The organism is Bowdeniella nasicola (genome assembly GCF_001907295.1).
GTDB classification, from domain to species: domain Bacteria; phylum Actinomycetota; class Actinomycetes; order Actinomycetales; family Actinomycetaceae; genus Bowdeniella; species Bowdeniella nasicola.
Genome location: NZ_MQVR01000011.1, coordinates 1 through 20,739 on the forward strand (window position 1 = coordinate 1; position 20,739 = coordinate 20,739).

At 66.5% G+C, this 20,739-nt stretch carries 15 protein-coding genes and 1 rRNA gene; 8 read left to right on the forward strand and 8 right to left on the reverse strand.

Annotated features, from left to right (window positions below):
• The 5 genes from BSZ39_RS03080 to gatC all read right to left on the reverse strand — a co-directional run.
• Positions 1-92, reverse strand: a 16S ribosomal RNA gene (locus BSZ39_RS03080); the annotation flags it as partial.
• A gap of 507 nt (positions 93-599) precedes the next feature.
• A complete protein-coding gene (locus BSZ39_RS03085; protein WP_073715925.1) occupies positions 600-1,991 on the reverse strand; it encodes an NAD-dependent malic enzyme in 1,392 nt (463 codons plus the stop codon).
• A 60-nt stretch (positions 1,992-2,051) separates the two neighbouring features.
• Positions 2,052-3,548, reverse strand: coding sequence for an Asp-tRNA(Asn)/Glu-tRNA(Gln) amidotransferase subunit GatB (gatB, locus tag BSZ39_RS03090; protein ID WP_073715926.1), 1,497 nt, complete (start codon positions 3,546-3,548; stop codon positions 2,052-2,054).
• Positions 3,549-3,551: 3 nt separating this feature from the next.
• Entirely contained in the window at positions 3,552-5,039 is a 1,488-nt protein-coding gene (gene gatA, locus BSZ39_RS03095; RefSeq protein WP_073715927.1) for an Asp-tRNA(Asn)/Glu-tRNA(Gln) amidotransferase subunit GatA, read from the reverse strand.
• The gene (gene gatC, locus BSZ39_RS03100) at positions 5,039-5,335 is read right to left on the reverse strand and encodes an Asp-tRNA(Asn)/Glu-tRNA(Gln) amidotransferase subunit GatC (protein WP_073715928.1); all 297 of its coding nucleotides are present in this window, start codon (positions 5,333-5,335) and stop codon (positions 5,039-5,041) included. Before gatC ends, gatA begins: the two co-directional genes overlap by 1 nt.
• Positions 5,336-5,408: 73 nt before the next feature.
• Between gatC and BSZ39_RS03105 the strand changes: the two genes are divergently transcribed.
• A complete protein-coding gene (locus tag BSZ39_RS03105) occupies positions 5,409-6,659 on the forward strand; it encodes a phospholipase D-like domain-containing protein (RefSeq protein ID WP_083602895.1) in 1,251 nt (416 codons plus the stop codon).
• Here BSZ39_RS03105 and ligA read toward each other — a convergent pair.
• Positions 6,656-9,103 (reverse strand): NAD-dependent DNA ligase LigA, encoded by a 2,448-nt coding sequence (gene ligA, locus BSZ39_RS03110; protein WP_073715960.1) that lies wholly within the window; start codon positions 9,101-9,103, stop codon positions 6,656-6,658. The two genes, BSZ39_RS03105 and ligA, sit on opposite strands and share 4 nt — an antisense overlap.
• A 36-nt stretch (positions 9,104-9,139) precedes the next feature.
• Here ligA and BSZ39_RS03115 point away from each other — a divergent pair, with 36 nt between their 5' ends.
• From BSZ39_RS03115 to BSZ39_RS03140, 6 genes are all read left to right on the forward strand, one after another.
• Complete coding sequence (locus tag BSZ39_RS03115) at positions 9,140-9,832, forward strand: SOS response-associated peptidase (protein WP_073715929.1); 693 nt, start codon at positions 9,140-9,142, stop codon at positions 9,830-9,832.
• A complete protein-coding gene (locus BSZ39_RS03120) occupies positions 9,829-11,106 on the forward strand; it encodes a sensor histidine kinase (RefSeq protein ID WP_073715930.1) in 1,278 nt (425 codons plus the stop codon). Before BSZ39_RS03115 ends, BSZ39_RS03120 begins: the two co-directional genes overlap by 4 nt.
• Complete coding sequence (locus BSZ39_RS03125) at positions 11,099-11,767, forward strand: response regulator (protein ID WP_073715931.1); 669 nt, start codon at positions 11,099-11,101, stop codon at positions 11,765-11,767. The genes BSZ39_RS03120 and BSZ39_RS03125 overlap by 8 nt, the downstream gene beginning before the upstream one ends.
• Before the next feature lie 57 nt (positions 11,768-11,824).
• Complete coding sequence (locus BSZ39_RS03130; RefSeq protein WP_073715932.1) at positions 11,825-12,604, forward strand: ABC transporter ATP-binding protein; 780 nt, start codon at positions 11,825-11,827, stop codon at positions 12,602-12,604.
• Positions 12,604-15,294, forward strand: coding sequence for an FtsX-like permease family protein (locus BSZ39_RS03135; protein WP_073715933.1), 2,691 nt, complete (start codon positions 12,604-12,606; stop codon positions 15,292-15,294). The genes BSZ39_RS03130 and BSZ39_RS03135 overlap by 1 nt, the downstream gene beginning before the upstream one ends.
• Positions 15,295-15,395: 101 nt before the next feature.
• Complete coding sequence (locus BSZ39_RS03140) at positions 15,396-18,353, forward strand: FHA domain-containing protein (RefSeq protein ID WP_083602896.1); 2,958 nt, start codon at positions 15,396-15,398, stop codon at positions 18,351-18,353.
• On the opposite strand, the gene BSZ39_RS03145 is transcribed toward BSZ39_RS03140, so the two are convergent.
• Complete coding sequence (locus tag BSZ39_RS03145) at positions 18,301-18,711, reverse strand: hypothetical protein (RefSeq protein WP_143180345.1); 411 nt, start codon at positions 18,709-18,711, stop codon at positions 18,301-18,303. The two genes, BSZ39_RS03140 and BSZ39_RS03145, sit on opposite strands and share 53 nt — an antisense overlap.
• Before the next feature lie 233 nt (positions 18,712-18,944).
• On the opposite strand from BSZ39_RS03145, the gene BSZ39_RS03150 reads away from it, so the two are divergent.
• Entirely contained in the window at positions 18,945-19,193 is a 249-nt protein-coding gene (locus BSZ39_RS03150; protein ID WP_073715936.1) for a WhiB family transcriptional regulator, read from the forward strand.
• A gap of 58 nt (positions 19,194-19,251) precedes the next feature.
• Here the strand turns inward: BSZ39_RS03150 and BSZ39_RS03155 are convergent, their stop codons facing one another.
• Entirely contained in the window at positions 19,252-20,718 is a 1,467-nt protein-coding gene (locus tag BSZ39_RS03155) for a sensor histidine kinase (RefSeq protein ID WP_073715937.1), read from the reverse strand.
• Between the last annotated feature and the right edge of the window lie 21 nt (positions 20,719-20,739).

The window sequence follows — 20,739 nt, forward strand, 5'->3', positions numbered from 1 at the left end:
AAACCCGCAAGCGGATAAGGATCCCGTTCGACTTGCATGTGTTAAGCACGCCGCCAGCGTTCGTCCTGAGCCAGGATCAAACTCTCCGCAAAAAACCAATAAACTGGCCTTCACGGAAAAATCCCAGCCAGCCACCCCAAAACAGGGCAGCCAACCAAACAAAACAACCCACACACCACAAAGGTGCGCGAGCCAAATGGCATCACAAAAACAAAATAATGACACACTGTTGAGTTATCAAGGAACCACCACACACCAGTCCCATCGGTAGTGAAACCGATCGTTCTAGAGGTGAAGATTTCTGGCCCGATCTCTCAGGGCCGGGAATCAAACTTACCAGAGCTTTTGAATCTCAGTCAAGTCCGATCCGTGTGGCCTCCATCTCGATGGGCTTTCCGCCTTCCCGATCCGGGGCCGTTACTCGCTCCGGGCTCTTGGCCCCTCGCGGCAACAGGTAAGACATTACGACCCTGCTACCCCCGGGTCAAGTTGCCCCCACTGGGGTGTTGCAGGCGTGTTTGCCCCATGATTTAGCGGAAAACACGCGCTTGCAACCCCAATGTTCACGTTTTAGTGAAACACATCATATCCAACGGTTGTTATTCGGCGGCGGCGCGCTTGGCGGCCGCAGCTTCCTGCACCGCTTCCGATACGCGCGGTGCTACCCGCTCATCGAAGACGCCCGGGATGATGTAGGCCGGCAACAGTTCCTCATCGGTAATGGTCTCCGCGATGGCGACCGCGGCGACGCGCAGGACCTCATCGGAGATCTCGGAGACCTCGGCGTCGAGTAGGCCGGGGAAGGCGAGGACGTTATTGATCTGATTCGGATAGTCCGAGCGTCCGGTCGCGACGATGGCCGCGGTCTCGGCGGCTTCGGTCGGGTCGACCTCTGGGGTGGGGTTCGCGAGCGCGAAGACGATGGCGTCGTCGGCCATGGTCGCGATGTCCTCGCCCGTAAGGATGTTGCCGGTCGAGACGCCGATAAAGACGTCGGCATCCTTCAGGCCTTCTTTCAGGCTGCCGCTCACGCCGCGCGGGTTCGTGTTCTCGGCGAGCCAGCGCCGGTGTGCGTTCATGCCCTCGGTGTCCCCCGCGTGCAGGGCGCCGGTCCGGCCGTAGCCGACGATGTCCTTTGCTCCTTGGGCGGCGAGGAGGCGGATGATGGCGTGGCCCGCGGCGCCGACGCCGGAGACGACGATGCGAACGTCGGCGATGTCCTTGCCGACGACTTTCAGGGCGTTGATGAGGGCCGCGAGGACGACGACGGCGGTGCCGTGCTGGTCGTCGTGGAAGACGGGGATGTCTAGCTCGTCGCGCAGCCGCTCTTCGATCTCGAAACAGCGCGGGGCGGAGATGTCTTCGAGGTTGATGCCCGCATAGGCGGGCGCGATCGCCTTGACGATCGAGATGATCTCGTCCGCGTCGGTCGTATCGAGGACGATGGGCCAGGCGTCGACGCCGCCGAACTCCTTGAAGAGGACGGCTTTGCCCTCCATGACAGGCAGCGCCGCGAGCGGGCCGATGTCGCCCATGCCGAGGACGGCAGTGCCATCGGTGACGACGGCGACGGTGTTCTTCTTAATCGTCAGCTGGCGAGCTTTGCTCGGGGTGTCGTAGATGGCCTGGCAGACGCGGGCGACGCCCGGGGTGTAAATGCGCGAGAGGTCATCGCGGTTACGCAGCGGCGCCTTCGCGTGGATCTCGAGCTTGCCGCCGACGTGCGCGAGGAAGGTGGCGTCGCCGACGGTGCGGACGTGAACATCCGGGAGGGCACCGAGGACCCTGACTAGTTCGCGGCGATGGCCGGAGTTGCGCGCGTCGCACATGAGGTCGACGGTGAGCCGGCCGCCTTCGGAGGCGGCGACGTCGAGGCCCGTGACGAGCGCCCCGGTGCCCGCTGCGGTAGCGACGAGTTCGGATGCGCCAGCAGTCGTGGCCGGCATGTCGATACGGAGCGAGACGCGATATGCAGGAGTCGGGGTTGCCATGTCTTAAAGCCTAAGACAGGCAACCCCGACTCCTTCTGGGACGATCAGTCCGTGGGCGGGCTAGCTCCCGACCTTTTCCATAATGATCTCGCGGACGCGGGCGGCGTCGGCCTGACCGCGCGTCGCCTTCATGACCGCGCCGACAAGGGCGCCAGCGGCCTGGACCTTGCCGCCCTTAATCTTCTCGACGATGTCGGGGTTGGCAGCGAGTGCCTCGTCGACGGCCTTCTCGAGGGCGCCATCATCGGAGACGACCTTCAGGCCGCGAGCCTCGACGACCTCGGACGGGCTGCCCTCGCCTGCGAGCACGCCCGCGAGCGCCTGGCGGGCGAGCTTGTCGTTCAGGGCGCCGGAATCGACGAGCTGCTGGAGCTCGGCGATGTGCTCGGGCGTGACGGACAGGTCATCGAGCGAGACGCCCTCGTCATTCGCGGTGCGGGCGAGCTCGCCCATCCACCACTTGCGGGCGGTCGCCGGGGCGGCTCCAGCCTTGACGGTCGCCTCAATGACGTCGAGCGCGTCGGCGTTGATGACGTCGCGCATCTCCATGTCGGAAAAGCCCCACTCGTCATGCAGGCGACGCCGGCGCGCGGCCGGGAGCTCGGGCAGGGACGCGCGCAGTTCTTCGACCCACTGCCGATCCGGCACGACCGGCACGAGGTCCGGCTCCGGGAAGTAGCGGTAGTCCTCGGCGTCCGACTTCGCGCGGCCCGCGGAGGTCGAGCCGTCCTCTTCGTGAAAGTGGCGCGTCTCCTGGGTGACGGCCTCACCTGCGGCGAGGATCGCGGCCTGGCGACTGATCTCGTAGCGCACTGCGCGGTCGATCGAACGGAAGGAGTTGACGTTCTTCGTCTCGGTGCGGGTGCCGAACGGCGCGTCCGGCCTTTCGCGCAACGAGACGTTGACGTCGGCGCGGACGTTGCCGCGCTCCATGCGGGCCTCGGAAACGCCGAGCGCGCGGAAGATATCGCGCAGCGTCTGGACGTAGGCGGCGGCAACCTCGGGGGCGCGCTTGCCGGCGCCGGCGAGCGGCCGGGAGACGATCTCTACGAGCGGGACGCCCGCGCGGTTGTAATCGACGAGCGAGTAGTCCGCGCCGTGGATCCGGCCGTCGGCGCCGCCGACGTGGACGTTCTTGCCGGCGTCTTCTTCCATGTGGGCGCGCTCGATCTCGACGCGGAAGACCTCGCCGTCCTCGAGCTCGACGTCGAGGTAGCCGTCGTAGGCGATCGGCTCGTCGGACTGGGAGGTCTGGAAGTCCTTGGCGAGGTCCGGGTAGAAGTAGTTTTTGCGCGCGAACCGGCAGGACTCGGCGATCGTACAGTTCAGCGCGAGGCCAATCTTGATCGCGTACTCCACCGCCTTGGCGTTGACGACCGGCAGCGAGCCGGGCAGGCCAAGAGACGTCGGCGTGACGTGCGTGTTCGGGTCGCCGCCAAACGCGTTGGGGGCGGCGTCGAACATCTTCGTCACCGTGCCGAGCTCGACGTGGACCTCGAGGCCGAGGACCGGGTCGTACGTGCTCGTTGCCTCATCGAAGGGCATGAGAGTGGTCATGGCTCAGTTCTCCTTCAGGGCCGGGCATACCGGGGCGTCGACGAGGGATTCAATGGCGGCGGCGACGCGGTACATGCGCGCGTCTTCAAATGCGGGGGCGAGGACCTGCAATCCGACGGGCATCTGGTCATCGCTCGCGAGGCCGCACGGCACGCTCAGGGCGGGGATGCCGGCGAGGTTCGCGGGGATCGTCGCGACATCGTTGAGGTACATCGACATGAGGTCTTCGGACTTCTCGCCGAACTTGAAGGCCGTCGTTGGGGCCGTCGGCGAGATGAGAACGTCGACCTCACCGAACGCGGCCACGAGGTCGCGCTGGACGAGCGTGCGGACCTTCAGCGCCGCGCCGTAGTAGGCGTCGTACACGCCCGCCGACAGCGCGTGGGTGCCGAGGATGATGCGGCGCTTGACCTCGTCGCCGAAGCCCGCGCCGCGGGAGGCGGCCATGACCCGTTCGGCGGTCACGGGGCCCTCGGCCGGTTCGACGCGCAGGCCGTAGCGCATGCCGTCGAAGCGGGCGAGGTTCGAGGAGACCTCGGCCGGCATGATGAGGTAGTACGCCGCGAGGGCGTAATCGAAGTTCGGGCAGTCGACCTCGCTGATCGTGGCGCCAGCGGCCTTCAGCGCTTCGACGGTCTCGGTGAAGCGTTCGAGGACGCCCGCCTGGTAGCCCTCTCCCCCGAGCTGCTTGACGACGCCGATGCGCACACCGGTTAGGTCGGGGCCCTCCGCGATCGAAGCGGTGAGGTCGGCGGCGGGGCCGGGCAGCGACGTCGAGTCGGCCGGGTCGTGGCCGCTGATGAGGTCCTGCAGCGCGGCGGCGTCGGCGATCGTGCGCGTCACGGGACCGATCTGGTCGAGCGAGGAGGCCATGGCGATGAGGCCATAGCGTGAAATCGCGCCGTAGGTGGGTTTGACGCCGACGGTGCCAGTGACGGCGCCGGGCTGGCGGATCGAGCCGCCGGTATCGGATCCGAGCGCGAGCGGGGCGAGGCCGGCCGCGACCGCAGCTGCGGAGCCGCCGCCCGAGCCGCCGGGGATGCGTGTCGTGTCCCAGGGGTTCTTCGTCGGGCCGAATGCGGAGTTCTCCGTCGAGGATCCCATCGCGAACTCGTCGAGGTTGGTCTTGCCGAGGATCGGCAGGCCCGCCTCCTTGATCTTCGCCACGACGGTCGCGTCGTACGGCGGGCGCCAGCCTTCGAGCATCTTCGAGGCGCACGTCGTCGGCATGCCGCGCACGACGAGGTTGTCCTTCAGCGCGATCGGCACGCCGGCCAGGCGGTGCAACGTCTCGCCGCGCGAGCGGCGCTCGTCGATCTCTCGGGCGGTCGCCAGTGCGCCGTCGCGGTCGACATGCAAGAAGGCGTTGTAGTTCGTGTCGAGCGCGTCGATGCGATCGAGGAAATGCGTCGTGACCGCCTCGGAGGTGAGCTCGCCGGCGGCGAGCTTATCGGCAAGGTCGAGGGCGCTCAGGGCGTGAATCTCCGTCATTATTCCTCCCCCAGAATCTGCGGCACGAGGAAGCCGCCGTCTTCGCTAGCCGGGGCCTGCGCGAGGACCTCGTCGCGGTCCAGGACCTGCCCGATCACGTCATCGCGCATGACGTTCGTAAGCGGAATGGGATGGGAGGTGGCGGGGACGTCGTCGGTAGCAACTTCGGAGACCTTGGCGACCGCGTCGGCGATGATGTCGAGCTCGCGCGCGATGCGCTCGATTTCATCGTCGGTGAGAGCCAGTCGAGCCAGGTCGGCCACGCGGGCGACTTCTGAGCTAGAAATTGTCGACATGCCTCAAAGTGTAGTGCGTCGCTCGCGGCCTCGTTGCGGGCGGTCACGTCTCTGGCTCGGTAGTGTTAAGGGAATGAAGCGATGGACAATTAGAGGCCGGTCGATTCCGCGCGCCGTTTTGACGGGCCTCGCCGTCACATTCACCGCGCAGCTGGGCGTTGCCGCGGCCCTCACCGCCGTCGACGCCGTCCGCAAAACTCGCGAAGGGCCGCACGGCGGTTTCCCGACGCTCTCCCCCCAACGCTCGGTCGTCCATCACACCGAGATCACGACCTATACCGAGGGCGGCCAGCTTTACCGCGACATGCTCGAGGCGATCCGCGGCGCCAAACACCTCATCTTGTTCGAGTCCTATATCTGGAAGGACGACGAGATCGGCCGGGAGTTCAAAGAGGCGCTCACGCAGGCCGCGCATCGCGGCGTCGAGGTCTTCGTCATCTATGACACGTTCGCGAACCTCGTCGTGCCCCGGAGCTTCAAAAACTTCGACCCGGCCCTGCACGTGCTGCCGTTCCCGCTGATTAGGCCCGGCCTGCTCACGCTGAACCCGCGCTATGCGGGGCGCGATCACCGCAAGATCCTCGTCGTCGATGAGGAGGTCGGGTTCGTCGGCGGGTTCAACATCGGCAAACTCTATGCCGACACCTGGCGCGATACGCACGTGCGGCTGAGCGGCTCGGCCGTGTGGGAACTGACGAACGCCTACGTCGACTTTTGGAACGCCTACCGCAAATCGCGCCACCCGATCCTGCCGGACCGCGGCGCAAAGAGCTGGGATTCGCGCATCCGCGCGGCCCTGAACATGCCGAACCGGATGCTGTTCCCGGTGCGCGGCCTCTACCTCGATGCGATCGACCGCGCCGATGACCGCGTCTGGATCACGCAGGGCTACTTCCTGCCCGACGACGATATCGTCGCCTCGATCCTCGCCGCACGCGACCGCGGCGTCGATGTGCGCATCATCGTCCCGTCGATCTCGAACCACGTCGTCGCCGACTGGGTATCGCGCGGCTACTACGCGCGCCTGCTCGAGGCCGGAGTGCGGATCTTCCTGTACCAAGAGGCCATGGTGCACGCGAAGACCGCGACCGTCGATGGCCGCTGGACGACCGTCGGCACGACGAACGTCGACCGGCTGTCGATGATCGGCAACTTCGAGATCAACCTCGAAATCTTCGACGCCGACCAGGCGCGAGTCATGGAGGACGTGTTCGAAAACGACCTCACCAACTGCAAGGAACTCACGCTCGAGGCGTGGGAGGCCCGGCCCCGTTGGAAGCGCGGCGTCGAGGCGTTCTTGCACCCGCTGCGGCCGCTGCTTTAATCCAGCGCGTCCATCCCCTGCGCGAGCAGGGCAACAAAGGCGTCTTCGTCGATGATGCGGATGCCGAGGTCGCGGGCCTTCGTCTCCTTGGAGCCCGCATTTTCGCCAACGACGACGAGGTCCGTTTTCTTCGACACGCTGCCGGCGGCCTTGCCGCCCCGGTCGAGGATCGCGGCCTTGGCTTCGTCGCGGCTGAAGCCCTCCAGCGAGCCGGTCACGACGATCGTGAGGCCCTCGAGCACCTGCTCGGGCGCGTCGGCGCTCGCCTCCTCGACGAGTTGGACGCCGGCGGCGCGCCAGGCCTCGATGATGTCGCGGTGCCAGTCGACCTCGAACCAGTCGGCGACCGATTGGGCGATGATGGCGCCCACGCCCTCGACCTCGGCCATCTGGTCGACGCTCGCGTCACGGATCGCATCGAGCGAGCGGAAGTGGCTTGCGAGCGCCCGCGCGGCGGTCGGGCCGACGTGCCGGATCGACAGGGAGACGATGATCCGCCACAGGTCCTTTGTCTTCGCGGCCTCGAGCCCGCCGAGCAGTTCCGTCGCGACGGCGTTCGGCGCCACCTCCTGGCAGACGCGGAAAGCGCGCTTGGTGCCCTGGCGCGAGCGCCACTGGACCGTCGAGCGCGATTTGGAAAAGTAGGGACGCCGGCACCAGATCTTCTCGGCGGTCACGTTCGGGGCATCGCCCGCAGCCTCGATCGCGGCCGTGACCTCGTCGGCGGAGCCTGGCAGATCCCCGATGATCGGCGGCGAGGGCGGTTCGCGTCGCCAGACGAAGACGTCGAGCAGATCGTCTTGCGTGAGCGCGAACAGGCCGCCTTCGTTGGCAAGGGCGGGCGCGCTGGGCTCAGGCATCAGCTCTTGCGCGGCTTTCAAGCGAGCGGCCTCATCGGCGTCGGCGGGCAGGTCGATGCGCAGCTGATTGCGGTGCTCGTCCTCGATCACGTCCCCGCTCGCGAGCGCCGCGAGGACTTCATCGCGCTGGGCCTCGGGCTGGGTGAGCGCGATCGCGGCCTCTTCGCCCAGGCCCTCGATGTCGAGTGCGCCGCGGGTCCCGACGTGTTCGACCCGGCCGGTGACCTGCGCGGGGCAGTCCTTACGGTTCGGGCAGCGCAGGTCGACGTCGCCCTCCTTGGCGGGCCGCAGCGCCGTGCCACACGAGGGGCAGTCCTTCGGCATGACGAATTCCCGCTCGGAGCCGTCGCGCACATCGACCACGGGCGCGACGATCTCTGGGATGACGTCGCCGGCCTTGCGCAGCACGATGAGGTCGCCAATGAGCACGCCCTTGCGTTTGACCTCGTCCTGGTTGTGCAGCGTCGCAAGCGAGACGGTCGAGCCCGCGACGAATACCGGATCCATGACGCCAAAGGGCGTGACGCGCCCGGTCCGCCCAACATTGACGCGGATATCGAGCAGCCGCGTCGTCACCTCTTCGGGCGGGTACTTATAGGCCGTCGCCCACCGCGGCGTGCGGGAGGTCACGCCAAGCTCGCGCTGCGCGGCGAGCGAGTCGACCTTGATGACGATGCCGTCGATCTCGTGGGCGAGGTCGTGGCGGTGCTCGCCGTGATAGGCGATCATCTCGCGGATCTCATCGAAGTTCGTGGCGCGGCGCGCGGCATCGGAGGTCGGAACCTCCCAGCGCTTCAGCGTGTCGATGAAGTCGGACTGGGTTGTTGGCAGCGGCGCGTCCTTGCTCTCCTCCCAGACGCCGAGGCCGTGAGCGAGGAACGCGAGTGGGCGCTTGGCCGTGTCCTTGGCGTTCTTTTGCCGTAGTGACCCGGCGGCCGCGTTGCGGGCGTTGACGTAGACCTTCTCGCCCGCCTCCTGCTGCGCGGCGATGAGCTCGGCGAACTTATCGGAGGGGAAATAGACCTCGCCGCGGATTTCCACGCGGCGCGGGAACGGGGCCGGCAGCTCGTGCGGCAGGCCCGCGATGGTGCGGACGTTCGCGGTGACGTTCTCGCCCTCGCGGCCATCGCCGCGGGTCGCAGCACGCGTAAGGACGCCGTCGTCGTAGATGAGATCGACGGCGAGCCCGTCGATCTTGACCTCGCAGACGACCTCGGGCTGCTTGCCGAGCGCGCGCTCCATCCGGGCGTACCACGCTTCGACTTCTTCGAGCGAGAAGACGTCGTCGAGGCTGAGCATGCGTTCGGGGTGGCGGACGCGTTCGAAGTCGCTCGCGACGGGGGCACCGACCTGGACCGTCGGGGAATCGGGCGAGCGCAGCTCCGGGAAGCGCTCCTCTAGGCCCTTCAGCTCATGGAAGAGCTCGTCATACTGTGCGTCGGCCATGAGTTCGCGCGCGGTGCCGTGGTAGACCTCGCGCGCTTCGTTGATGCGTTCGGCGAGTTCACTCCACCGTGCCTTGGCGGCGGCGAGCTCGGTGTCGGAGTCGAACGATTCCACCTGGTCGTCACTGGGCGTGCTCATGAATCCCATTGTCGCACTGTGCGACATAATGGCAGCATGTGTGGCCGCTACGCTCAGTTCCGAGATGCCGATGACCTGGCCAACGTGTTTCGTGTCCAACTCGTGACTCCCGATGCCGCGAGCCTGCTGCCGAGTTGGAACGTTGCCCCGACGCAGCCGGTACGGATCGTGCGCGACACGCTCGAGGTCTCACCCGAACCGCTCCGGACGTTAGAGCTCGCCAAGTGGGGGCTCGTCCCGACGTGGGCGAAGGACCCCGCGATCGGCTCGCGCATGATCAATGCGCGCAGCGAAACCGTGGCGGAAAAGCCCTCGTTTCGCGGCCCGATCCGTTACTCGCGCTGCCTCGTGCCCGCCGAGGGCTATTACGAATGGCAAAAGCCCGCGCCCGGCAAGCGGCTGAAGACCCCGCACTACATCTACCGCGAAGACGGCGCACCCCTCGCATTCGCAGGCATGTACTCGCTATGGCGCGATGAGCTGCTCACCTGCACGATCCTCACGCAAGAGGCACGCCCAACGCTGCGCGAGTTGCACGAGCGCGAACCCGTCGTCCTGTCCGATGACGTCATCGACGCCTGGCTCGATCCGTCCCTGAAAGAGAGCGACGAAGCCCTCGCCATGCTGGCCCACGATCCGCCCGCACTCACGCATCACATCGTGTCCACGGAGGTCAACGCGGTACGCAATAACGCTCCGCACCTCATCGAACCCGCCATCCTGCTATGACCCAAAAACACGCCTCGCTCCTGCCCGGCCGAACCGACATCCTGCTCGCCTTCGGCGCGTTCGTGACCCTGTCGCTACCGGTCATGGTCGGCGGAGCCAGCGGCGCTTTCGAAACGGCGCTGAACTCCACGATGCGCAATTCCTCGGGGCCGATCCTGCACCTGGTCTGCCTCCTCATGCCGCTCGCGACGGCCTTCCGACGTACCCTGCCGGCGACGTCGGCGGCGGTCATCTATGTTAGCGCACTCACCCACTTCGCCGCCGGCATCCACCTGCTGCCGGCCGACCTCCTCGTCTTATCGGCCCTCTACTCGGTCGTGCTCTACGGTTCGAAATTCGCCCAGATCCTCGGGATCACGGGTGCCTACCTCGGCGCGATCATCATCGCCGTGTGGTCGGGGACGCTGTCCTTTGGCGACCGCCCGCGCCCGATCAACGGCCTGTATGCGTTCCTCGGCGGCGCGGGTGCCGTGACGATGACGTGGTCGATCGCGCTCACGCGCCGGCTGCACCAGCGCGAGATCATTGCCCTCGCCGAACACAACCGCGCGCTCCAAGAAGAGCGGGACCAAGAAGCCGAGCTCGCCACGACGGCCGAGCGCAACCGCATCGCCCGCGAAATGCACGACATCGTCGCCCACTCGCTGTCGGTCATGATCGCGCAGGCCGACGGCGGCCGCTACGCCGCCCAAGCTCAGCCGGAAGCCGCCGTCACCGCGCTCGAGACCATCGGGCAGGTCGGCCGCGATGCCCTGTCCGATATGCGTAAGATCCTCGGCGTGCTGCGCGGGGAAACCGGTGACGAGTCACCGCGCCTGCCGCAGCCCGTCGACAGCGACCTCGATGAACTCATCACCCAGATGCGCGAAGCTGGCCTCGATATCTCGCTGGTGCGCATCGGCGTCGCCCGGCCGCTGCCGCCCGGCGCCGGCTACGCGATCTACCGGATCTGCCAAGAGGCCCTGACGAACTGTCTGAAGCATGCCGGCCCGCAAGCCTCCGTCACGGTCGTGATGCAGTGGCTGAACTCGTCGGTCGAACTGAAGGTCGACGACGACGGCCGTGGCGCAGGAGCCCTGAGCGATGGCAAGGGCCAGGGCCTGGTCGGGATGCGGGAACGTGCCGGTATTTTCGGCGGCTCCCTGTCCGCCGGGCCGCGCCAGGGCGGCGGCTTCCGGGTACATCTGCAACTGCCCGTCCCCGCGGCGGCGCCACCGACCCCCGCGCTCGGAGTAGCCTTAGCAACGGGCGAACTGAAGGAGGACCATGAGTGACGCGATCCGGGTAGCGATCGTCGATGATCAGCAACTCGTACGAGCAGGGTTTTCTCTCGTCATTAATTCCCAACCCGATATGCACGTCGTCGTTGAAGCGGGCGACGGGGTCCAAGCCTTGCGCGCGCTGCGCTCCTACGCGTGCGACGTCGTCCTCATGGACGTGCGCATGCCCAACATGGACGGGCTGCAGGCCACCGCCGAACTCACGGCCCACGATACGGGTCCGAAGGTCATCATCCTCACGACGTTCGACCTCGACGAATACGTGCTGCAGGCGATCCGCGCGGGCGCCTCGGGATTCCTGCTCAAGGATGCTCCCCCGGAGGACATGCTCGAGGCGATCCGCACCGTCCACTCCGGCGAGGCTGTCATCGCACCGTCTTCGACGAAACGCCTCATCGAACACCTCGCCCACGTGCTACCCGATGAGCAGCGCGCCGATACCTCGGTCCTCGATGCCCTCACGGATCGCGAACGCGAGGTCCTGGTCGAGATGGCGCGCGGCTTTTCTAACACGGAGATCGCTCAGCGACTCTTCGTCGCCGAAGCTACGGTCAAGACCCACGTCGGCCGCGTCCTTGCCAAGCTCGGCGCCCGCGACCGCGTGCAGGCCGTCATTGTCGCCTACGAAACGGGGCTGGTAGCCCCTGGATCCTAGGCGCTTTCACCCCACGGGTGGATGACTCGGTCAGCGACAACCTGATGGGATCGAGCAGTGAGAGCTTCCGTTAAAACTGCACCCGACGCAACAGAGCGCCTCGCGCTATCTGCCCACAACCTCACGAAGGTCTACGGCAGTGGCGGCAGCGAGGTCAAGGCCCTCAACGGGGTCAGTCTCGATATTGCGCCGGGCCGGTTCACGGCCATCATGGGCCCCTCCGGCTCCGGTAAATCGACCCTGTTGCATGTGCTTGCCGGCCTAGAAGCCCCCACGTCCGGAGTGGTGCGCGTGGGCGGCGTCGATCTCGCCGAGATGAGCGACGCCGAGCGCACCGAATTGCGCCGAGACCGGATCGGCTTCGTCTTCCAGTCCTATAACCTCGTCCCGATGTACACTGTGCGCGCCAACATCACACTCCCGCTCGACCTTGCGGGACGGACGGTCCCGGCCGACGGCCTCGAGCGCATCACCGACACCCTCGGGCTGTCCGACCACCTCGAACACCTGCCGAGCGAACTGTCGGGCGGTCAGCGCCAGCGCACCGCCATCGCCCGCGCGCTCGTGACCGAACCCGACGTCATCATGGCCGACGAACCGACCGGTAACCTCGATAACCGCACAAGCGCGGAAGTTCTGTCGCTGCTGCGCTCCGCCGTCCTCGAATACGGCCAGACCCTCGTGCTCGTCACGCACGATCCGATGGCGGCCGCCTATGCGGACAACGTCTTGCTCCTGACCGATGGCGCCATCGCCGGCACGGTCGAGCGCCCCACGTATGATGCGGTCGTCACCGCGCTGGAAGCCCTTCGCAGCATTAACTCGTCCGTCATCTAATGTGGTCCCTCGCGCGCGCCCAAATCCACGCGGGATGGCCCCGGCTAGTCCCCGGCGGCATCGCGCTCATGATCGCGACGGCGATCATTTCGGTCGCACTCATGTCGGGCACCGTCATTTCCAACGTGGCGATGCGGATGTTTGCCCTCGATTACGGCAATACCGACGTCGTAGTCAGCAATATAACGGGTTCCCTCGATTCGGCCACGATCGAGGACATCGCGGCCGAGCCGCTCGCGAGCACCGTCGTTGGTGATACGACGGGCGTCGTCGGGGTCGCGCATGACGGGACGGTAAGCAACGAGCTGTTCGTTCCCACCCAGCCCGAGGAGTTCGCCCGCTATTCCCTCGCCGAAGGGCGCGCCCCGGCCAACGCTGGCGAAGTCGCGCTGACAGAATCCCAAGCGGAAACCTATGGCGTCGGCCTCGGTGATTCCATCACGATCGCCCTGACGATCCCCGCCGCGAATGCCGATGACGTGACCGCAAAGGATGGGACCGTCGAGTGCGAGGGCGAGACCTGCAGCCTGCGCGTACCGGTCACGGTGACGGGCTTCGTCCATCCGCCCCCGCTCGTAGTCTCCGAGGTCAGTTGTCTCGTGCTCTCGCCGGACGATATCGCGGCCTGGCATGATTACGGTGCCCTGCCCGAATCGGTCGACCGCCTGCTTATCTCCTCGCCTGACCCGGCCGGGCTCATCGCCTCGATCACGGCGAATTATCCGGAGAACATTGCGGCCACGTCGGTGCGCGAAGCCTCCCAGCTTCGCTTCGACGACACGACGGGCAACACTGCGCTCATCCCCGCGATCGTCATCGTTTTTGCCACGCTCGCCATGGTGGTGGCCGGCCTCATCATCGCCAATACCTTCCACGTCACCGTTGCCCACCGTGTGCGCCACTATGCGCTGCTGCGCTGCGTCGGAGCCCAGCGTTCGCAGATCCACGGCGCGGTGATGTACGAAGCCGCGGTCGTGGGCCTGGTCGCGGGGCTCAGCGGCGTGCTCCTCGGCTACGGGCTCATCGCCGCGCTGCTCGCCTATCTCGCGAACCTGCCGACGACGGCAGACCTGTCGATGAGCATCCCGATCTCGGCCGTCTCCATCGTTGTGCCCGCCCTGATCTCGATCGTGATCTCGCTGATCGCCTCGCTCTGGCCCGCCAATATCGCGACCCGGCAGGAGCCGCTCGAGGTCCTCAGCGGCGCCGAGACCGCTCCGATGCGACTGCCGACCAAGCTCCGTTTCCGGATAGGCCTGGGGCTCTTCCTCGGCGGCGTGATCGGCCTCGGGGTCTCGCTCCTGCTACAGCCGTGGCTGCGCACGCTGATCCCCGCGTTCCCGGTCCTACCGCTCACGCTCGGTTTCGTCTGCGTCTTCATCGCCGCGCTCATCGCGGGCCTCGCGGTCCTCGCGCCCCGCATCCTGCCGCCCATCACCCGCAGCCTCGCGCGCGGCATCGCCGCCATCCTGCCCGGCAATTACCGGGTGCCGATCCGGCTGACGCAGGCCTCGCTGCAGCAGCAGCCCGGCCGTACGACGGCGGCCACGATGGCGGTCTTCCTTACGACTGCCCTCGTCGCCCTGTCCTCCGTCGGCACGGCGGTCGTGCGATCCTCGGTGAGCAGCGCCTTCGGAAATCTTTTCGCCTTCGACCTCGAGGTCCATACCGATGGGACGAAGGAAGGCCTATCCGAATCGTTCTTCCGCAGCCGGCTCGAGGGGCTGCCGGGCGTCGGCGAGATCGCGATCGGTCGAGCGAGCCACCTCGGGATGGCCTTCGGAACCGATGACGTCCGCACCGCGATCTCCGTCATCGGTGTGGACCCGGTCGCCGTCACGCTGACGACGAGGATCGAATCGCTCCCGAAATCCATGGGCGACGATGTCCTTGTCATCGGCCAGGAGTACGGCATCCCCGAGGAGGTCACCCAAGTGCGGCTGTGGCGCCTGCCTTCGGGAGACCTCCCCCCGGATCACGAACTCTTAGGACCGCCCGAGGGCGGCAACGATACCGACCCGATGAGCATCGGCGAGATCCCCAAGGACGCCGTCACCCTGCGCGTCGTCCACGCCCCCAGCGGGACGCCCACGATGCTCACGCGCACCACCTTCGATTCGCTCGTGCCCGACGCGAAGGGTCTCGTCGCACTCGCCCATGTCAATCCCGATGACAGCGCACGGGCCGTGGAATCCGTGCAGACCGCATTCGCGTCGAGCTCGCTTGGTTCGCCGTTTTGGATCAGTGGCTCCGCCGTCATCCGCGGCGCCGTCGATCAGGTCCTCTCGGTCCTCGTCGCCGTGGTCGCCGCCCTGCTCGCGATCGCCGTGTTCATCTCCTTTGTCGGCGTCACCAATACGCTGATGCTCTCGGCGATCGAACGCCGCCGCGAGGTCGCGCTGCTGCGCGCCGTCGGGATGACAAAACGTCAGCTGCGGATGGCACTCGCCAGCGAAGGCTTCCTCATGACCGTCATCGGCACGACGCTCGGGATCGCGTGCGGCGGCCTCATCGGTGCCGCGGGGTCGGCGTTCATCTTGCACCAGGCCGATGTCCCCGTCGAGTTCTCGCTGCCCCTGCGCTTCCTCGTCCTCCTCGTGGCGCTCACGGTGCCCGCCGGAATCATCTCGAGCATCCTGCCCGCCCACACGGTGCTGAAGGATTTCCAGGTCGAAGACCTCGCCGAGTGAGCTTGCCGCCGCAATCCACAGGCGTCTCTCCCTGACGCTCTGCTCCCCTGGCCGCAGCCGCTCGGCGCCCTCCGGCGTGCCGCCCGCGCCACAGTGGGTGCATGGCCGTTGTGTTGTCGTGCGTTGCAGGACCCGATCGCGGGTTCGCGACCGTCCTGTCCCCCGGGACCCACACGATTGGCCGGGCAGGCACGATCGAACTGCGCGACCCGACCGTCTCGCGCATCCACGCCACGATCCGGCTCGATGCCCGCGGCGTGCGGCTCGCCTATCCCGACCTCCCCTGGCGCCGGCTCCCCGTCGACCGCAAGCGGGTGCGCCTGCGGTTCGGCGACACCACCATGACGATCCAACACCTGCGGCCAGGCCGCTTTACGTCCGCCTTTGACGCGCAGGTGATGATGCGTGTCGGCGCGCCCGCCCTCATCTGCCTAGCGATGATCCCGATGGCCCTGTCGGGCCCGGCGTGGCGGTGGGCGATGGTCGCCCTGCCGGGCTTCATGGCGCTCGCGGGCTGGCTGTCGTTGCGCCAGTCGCGCCGCTCTACCCGCCGCGGCCGGCTCCTGCCCGTCGCCCCCGAAGATGTGCTCATCCATGTTCTGCTCGGCGAACGCGGCTCCGATGAGCGCGTGGTGCCGCGCTGCCTGACTTCTGATGTCCTGTGGGAAAGCGGTGAAGCGTGGAGCATCCTTGGACCGGACACGCAAGGCCACGCGATGTGGCTCGCCGGCTGGCTCGCCGCCACTCATCGCCGAGAAACCCTCGGCGTCGCCAGCCCGTGGATCAATACCGCCGACGACGACAGCGACATCGTCGTGACGTTCCTGCCGCACGATGCGGCCCTCACGCCGAGCCCCGGACAGGTCGTTGTCACCTACGGCGGCCCCCTGCCGTGGGCAGTCCCGATTCCGATGCGCCGCCGCGCCCGCCTCCCGCAGGGCACCAAGCGCTGGATTTCGGCCCTCGCCGACGCCCTGATGCAGGACGAGGCCGCCGCCAGCCTTCCGACGCGGACCGCACTGGGCGACATCCTCGAGCTCACCACTCCCGCTGTCCGTCGGCGATGGGATGCGACAACCCTGGGCAGCACGCTCGCCATTCCCATCGGAAGCGATGAGGACGGCACCGCCATCCTCGACCTTGCGGCAGAAGGACCCCACGCCCTCGTCGCGGGCACCACGGGATCAGGAAAGTCCGAGCTCCTGACGACGTGGTTGCTCGCCCTCGCGGCGACGTTCTCACCTGCCACCCTCACGTTCCTGCTCGTCGACTTCAAAGGCGGCGCAGCCTTCGGCCCCCTTGCCCGCCTGCCCCATACGATCGGCGTCCTGACCGACCTCGACATGTCCGACACCATACGGGCGCTCACGTCCCTTACCGCTCAGCTGAAGCGGCGCGAGGAAATCTTCGTGCGCTACGGCGTGCGATCCCTGTCGGAGTACTCCGTACTCGACGACGCCGATAAACCCGACCTGCCTCGGATCCTTGTTGTCATCGACGAATTCCAAGCGCTCGCCTCCGATGCCCCCGATGTCCTCGACCAATTCGTCCGGCTCGCGACGCAGGGGCGATCGCTTGGAGTGCACCTCATCGCGGCAACCCAACGCCCGGCAGGCGCGGTCACTCCCGCCATGCGCGCCAATATGCCGCTGCGGCTGTGCCTGCGCGTGACCACGCCCGCCGACTCTTCAGACGTCCTCGACTCCCCCGCCGCAGCCGAGCTTCCCGCCATCCCCGGCCGGCTCATCGCCGCAGGACACGCCACCCGCACCCTGCAGTGTGCCTGGGCTGGTCCCTTGACCGAGGTCGAGGCGCTCGTCAGCGACCTTTCTGCCCAGTGGGCGATCCGGGGGGGCGGGCACGTCAGCGTGCCGTGGGCACCGACGCTCCCGGCACGCGTGACACTCGAGCAGTGTGATGGCGCGTGGGGGCGCGCCGACGAGCCGGAACTCCTTCGCCACACATCGTTCACGCCAACCTCGCGGCACCTCATGGTGATCGGAGGTGCAGAAAGTGGCCGCAGTACGACGGCCAGGCTCGCCGCCCACCAGTTGTCCGCAGCCGGCGAGCACGTCGTGTTCGTGACCTCCCAAGACATTGCGTGGCCGGGGATCGATACCGTCGCCCTGCACGATATCCACCTGTCACGTATTCTCGTCGAGGCGGCACAAAGCGAACCGTCACGACTCTTGATCGTCATCGACGATCTGCATCACTGGCGGGCAGCGCTCGATGACGCGTTAGGACCGGGCACCGGCAACGACTACGTCGAGCGGCTCACGCGCTGTGCTGCGCGCTTCATCGCAGTCGGCGATACTTCGCTTGCGACGGCACGATTCGCCGCGGCATTCCCGGAACGATTGGTCCTCGCTGGCCTCGATGCCGTCAACCTCTCCGTGTGCGGGGTCCCCAACCGTATGTCGCCCGGGCCTGGCGCAGGCCGGGCCTTCCACATCCCTACCGGGCGCGCGATCCAGCTGGCGCTCCCCGAAGATCCTGTCCCACTGCGTGCCGCTCGCCAGCCACGATTCCGTTCGCTTCCCACCGGCACCCCTAACGCGCCTGCCGGTTTCGCCGGCTGGTCGCTGCCTGCCGCAGCGCCTTGGGCGCCACGAATCACGACGTCGGTCCTCATCATCGGACCTGCGGGATCAGGCCGAACCACCGCAGCGCATACCCTCGCGGCGATCTGCCGCCAGCAGGGGCGGCGTGCCCAGGTCATCGATAACGCGAGCGCGATGGACGAGCGGCTCATGGCCCCGGTTGATTGCGATGACGTGTTGATTGTGGCGAGTGATCCGGCGACGGTCACCTATGCGGCCGCGGGTCCGCTCGCGGCGCTCAAGACGAGCAGTAGCCTGCTGCTCCTGAACCCACAGCGTATGACGCGCGTTGCGGGGATGAGCTTTCCGATTCCCGGTTGGGTATACGCGCAGTGCCCTGCAATGAATCACCCCGGACGGGGCGTCTGGATCGATGGCTACGGTGCCACGATTATCCAGCTGGCTAGTCGAATTTCGTCGGGCGATCCTCGACTCCCAAAAAGGCCCGCGTGCTAGCGGGCAGCAGTCCCCAAATTCCCACGACCGACAGCAGGCCGAGCGCGCTGAGCCACCACGACCTGTTTCCGATCGTGAAGAGGAAGGAGAACGCTTCGACTAAGAACAGCACGAGCAACGGGGCGCGGGCGAACTTCTTCTTCCGTACGATCCCGTACGTCGCGGCCGCCAGGCAGAGCCCCATGACGAGCGCTGCGGTGGCCATGATGCGCAGCAGTTCGACGAACTTCGGTTCGCTCATCGAGTCGATCCACCACGAAATACCGATGTAGAGGAAGCCCGCAGCGTGCAGCGCTCCGATGGCGACGGATGCCCGCAACGGGTTCGGCATCGTCCGAAGAGAGTCAGCAACGCTCATCCCCCTAGCATAACGACGTTGTCCAGCGGCCTGGCACGCGTAGGTGACAAAAAATTGTCCGGATAGTAAACGGCGTGTGAGAAACTGCACCACTCCTTGATCGAGTGGAGTGGACCGGGACTCTTGTGCCCCCGGGACATTAGTGCGAAGCTTGTCATCAGACATTCACACGATGACGTTGAGTTGTGCTCCGTCATGTGTTGGAGGCAACTCAATTCACTTGAGGAGATGAGATGGACTGGCGTCACCGGGCTAAGTGCTTGACCGAGGATCCGGAGCTCTTCTTCCCCATTGGTAATACGGGCCCTGCCCTAACCCAAATTGAGGAAGCCAAGGCTGTTTGCCGGCAGTGCGAGGTCATGGATACCTGCCTCAAGTGGGCCCTCGAAAACGGCCAGGATTCTGGCGTCTGGGGCGGCATGAGCGAGGATGAGCGTCGCGCGCTCAAGCGCCGGACTGCTCGCGCCCGCCGCGCTAGCTAAATCGCGAATTACTTCCCGATAAAAGATTTCCGGCCCGCACAAAGCGGGCCGGAAATCTTTATTCCCCGTCCGACGAATTTCGGCTGCACAAATGGACGTGAACGACGACCTCGGTACCGCCTGAGGGCCGCGGAATCCAGTTAATTGTCCCGCGCAGCTCACCTTGCACAAGGGTCCGGACAATCTGCGTGCCAAGCCCCGTACCGGGCCCCGCATTGCTCACGCCGGTGCCCGAATCGCGGACATAGACCGTAAGGTCACAGTCATCGCGACGCGCCTCGATCTCGATCTCGCCGCCTGAGCCCTCATAGCCGTGCTCGACAGCGTTCGATACGAGTTCCATCAATACGACCGACAGACTCGTTGCCACATCGGCGCCGACAAAGCCGAAGGAACCGAGCACTTTCGTGGTCGGGTGGTCCCCCGGGGATGCCACATCGGCCGCCAGGCGCAGCACGCGTACGAAGACATTGTCGAAGTCGACGGTCTCGTCGATCGTCTGTGAGAGCGTCTCGTGGACCGTCGCGATCGTGGCGACGCGGCGCATCGCCTCCCCGAGTGCTTCACGGGTCTCATCGGAGTTCGAGCGACGCGCCTGCAGGCGCAACAGGGCCGCCACGGTCTGGAGATTGTTCTTGACGCGATGGTGGATCTCGCGGATCGTCGCGTCCTTCGTGAGCAGTTCGCGCTCGCGGCGCCGCACCTCGGAGACATCGCGCACGAGGAGGACCGCTCCGCGGCGTTCGCCATGTTCGGTAATCGGCTGCGCCCGCAGCGTCAGCGACACCCCATAACTTTCGACCTCCGTGAGCCAAGCGGCCCGGCCCATGAGCACGACGGGCAGGGTCTCATCGACCAGGGAGTGCGCCTCGATGATGTCGGAGACGGCTTCCGCGAGGTTGCGGCCGTTCATATTGCCCTGGACCCCTAGGCGGTGGAAGCAGCTCAGGGCATTCGGGGAGGCGTACTGTACGGCGCCATCGGCGTCGAGCCGGACCATGCCATCGCCAACACGCGGCATGCCGCGCCGGAAACCGGGGACCGAAGACGAGGGGAATTCGCCGCGCGTCATCATCGCGCACAGGTCGTCGGCCGCGCTTTGGTAGTTGCGCTCGAGCCGCGACTGACTGCGGGCCGTACCGAGGTTTGCCTCCCGGGAGACGACGGCGATCGCTTTGCCCTCGAAGAGCACCGGGACGAGGTCTTCGCGCACCGCATAGGACCCGGTCCACCGGGGTTCTTCGGAGCGACGGATTGTGCCCGCGGCCATCGTTTCTTCGAGCAGGGAGCGGCGTCCTTCGGGAACGTGTCGGCCGACGACATCATCGTGGTGGACGGTCGAACCCGTCGACGGGCGGCAGTGCGCGACCGCGGTAAACCCTTCGCCGTCGGGGACCCACAAGACGAGATCTGCGAAGGCGAGGTCGGAGATGATCTGCCAGTCACCCACAAGGAGATGGAGCCATTCCACCTGTTTCGGATCGAAGCCGCCGAGGCGACGGATGAGATCGTTTAGATTCGACACACTCCAAGCCTAGCGCCGCCA

Coding starts and splice junctions, on each gene's coding strand:
- gatA (WP_073715927.1), bottom strand. CDS start 5,039: ATGACGGAGATTCACGCCCTGAGCGCCCTCGACCTTGCCGATAAGCTC.
- BSZ39_RS03145 (WP_143180345.1), bottom strand. CDS start 18,711: ATGAGCGTTGCTGACTCTCTTCGGACGATGCCGAACCCGTTGCGGGCA.
- BSZ39_RS03120 (WP_073715930.1), top strand. CDS start 9,829: ATGACCCAAAAACACGCCTCGCTCCTGCCCGGCCGAACCGACATCCTG.
- gatC (WP_073715928.1), bottom strand. CDS start 5,335: ATGTCGACAATTTCTAGCTCAGAAGTCGCCCGCGTGGCCGACCTGGCT.
- BSZ39_RS03135 (WP_073715933.1), top strand. CDS start 12,604: ATGTGGTCCCTCGCGCGCGCCCAAATCCACGCGGGATGGCCCCGGCTA.
- BSZ39_RS03105 (WP_083602895.1), top strand. CDS start 5,409: ATGAAGCGATGGACAATTAGAGGCCGGTCGATTCCGCGCGCCGTTTTG.
- BSZ39_RS03140 (WP_083602896.1), top strand. CDS start 15,396: ATGGCCGTTGTGTTGTCGTGCGTTGCAGGACCCGATCGCGGGTTCGCG.
- BSZ39_RS03125 (WP_073715931.1), top strand. CDS start 11,099: ATGAGTGACGCGATCCGGGTAGCGATCGTCGATGATCAGCAACTCGTA.
- gatB (WP_073715926.1), bottom strand. CDS start 3,548: ATGACCACTCTCATGCCCTTCGATGAGGCAACGAGCACGTACGACCCG.
- BSZ39_RS03115 (WP_073715929.1), top strand. CDS start 9,140: ATGTGTGGCCGCTACGCTCAGTTCCGAGATGCCGATGACCTGGCCAAC.
- BSZ39_RS03150 (WP_073715936.1), top strand. CDS start 18,945: ATGGACTGGCGTCACCGGGCTAAGTGCTTGACCGAGGATCCGGAGCTC.
- ligA (WP_073715960.1), bottom strand. CDS start 9,103: ATGAGCACGCCCAGTGACGACCAGGTGGAATCGTTCGACTCCGACACC.
- BSZ39_RS03085 (WP_073715925.1), bottom strand. CDS start 1,991: ATGGCAACCCCGACTCCTGCATATCGCGTCTCGCTCCGTATCGACATG.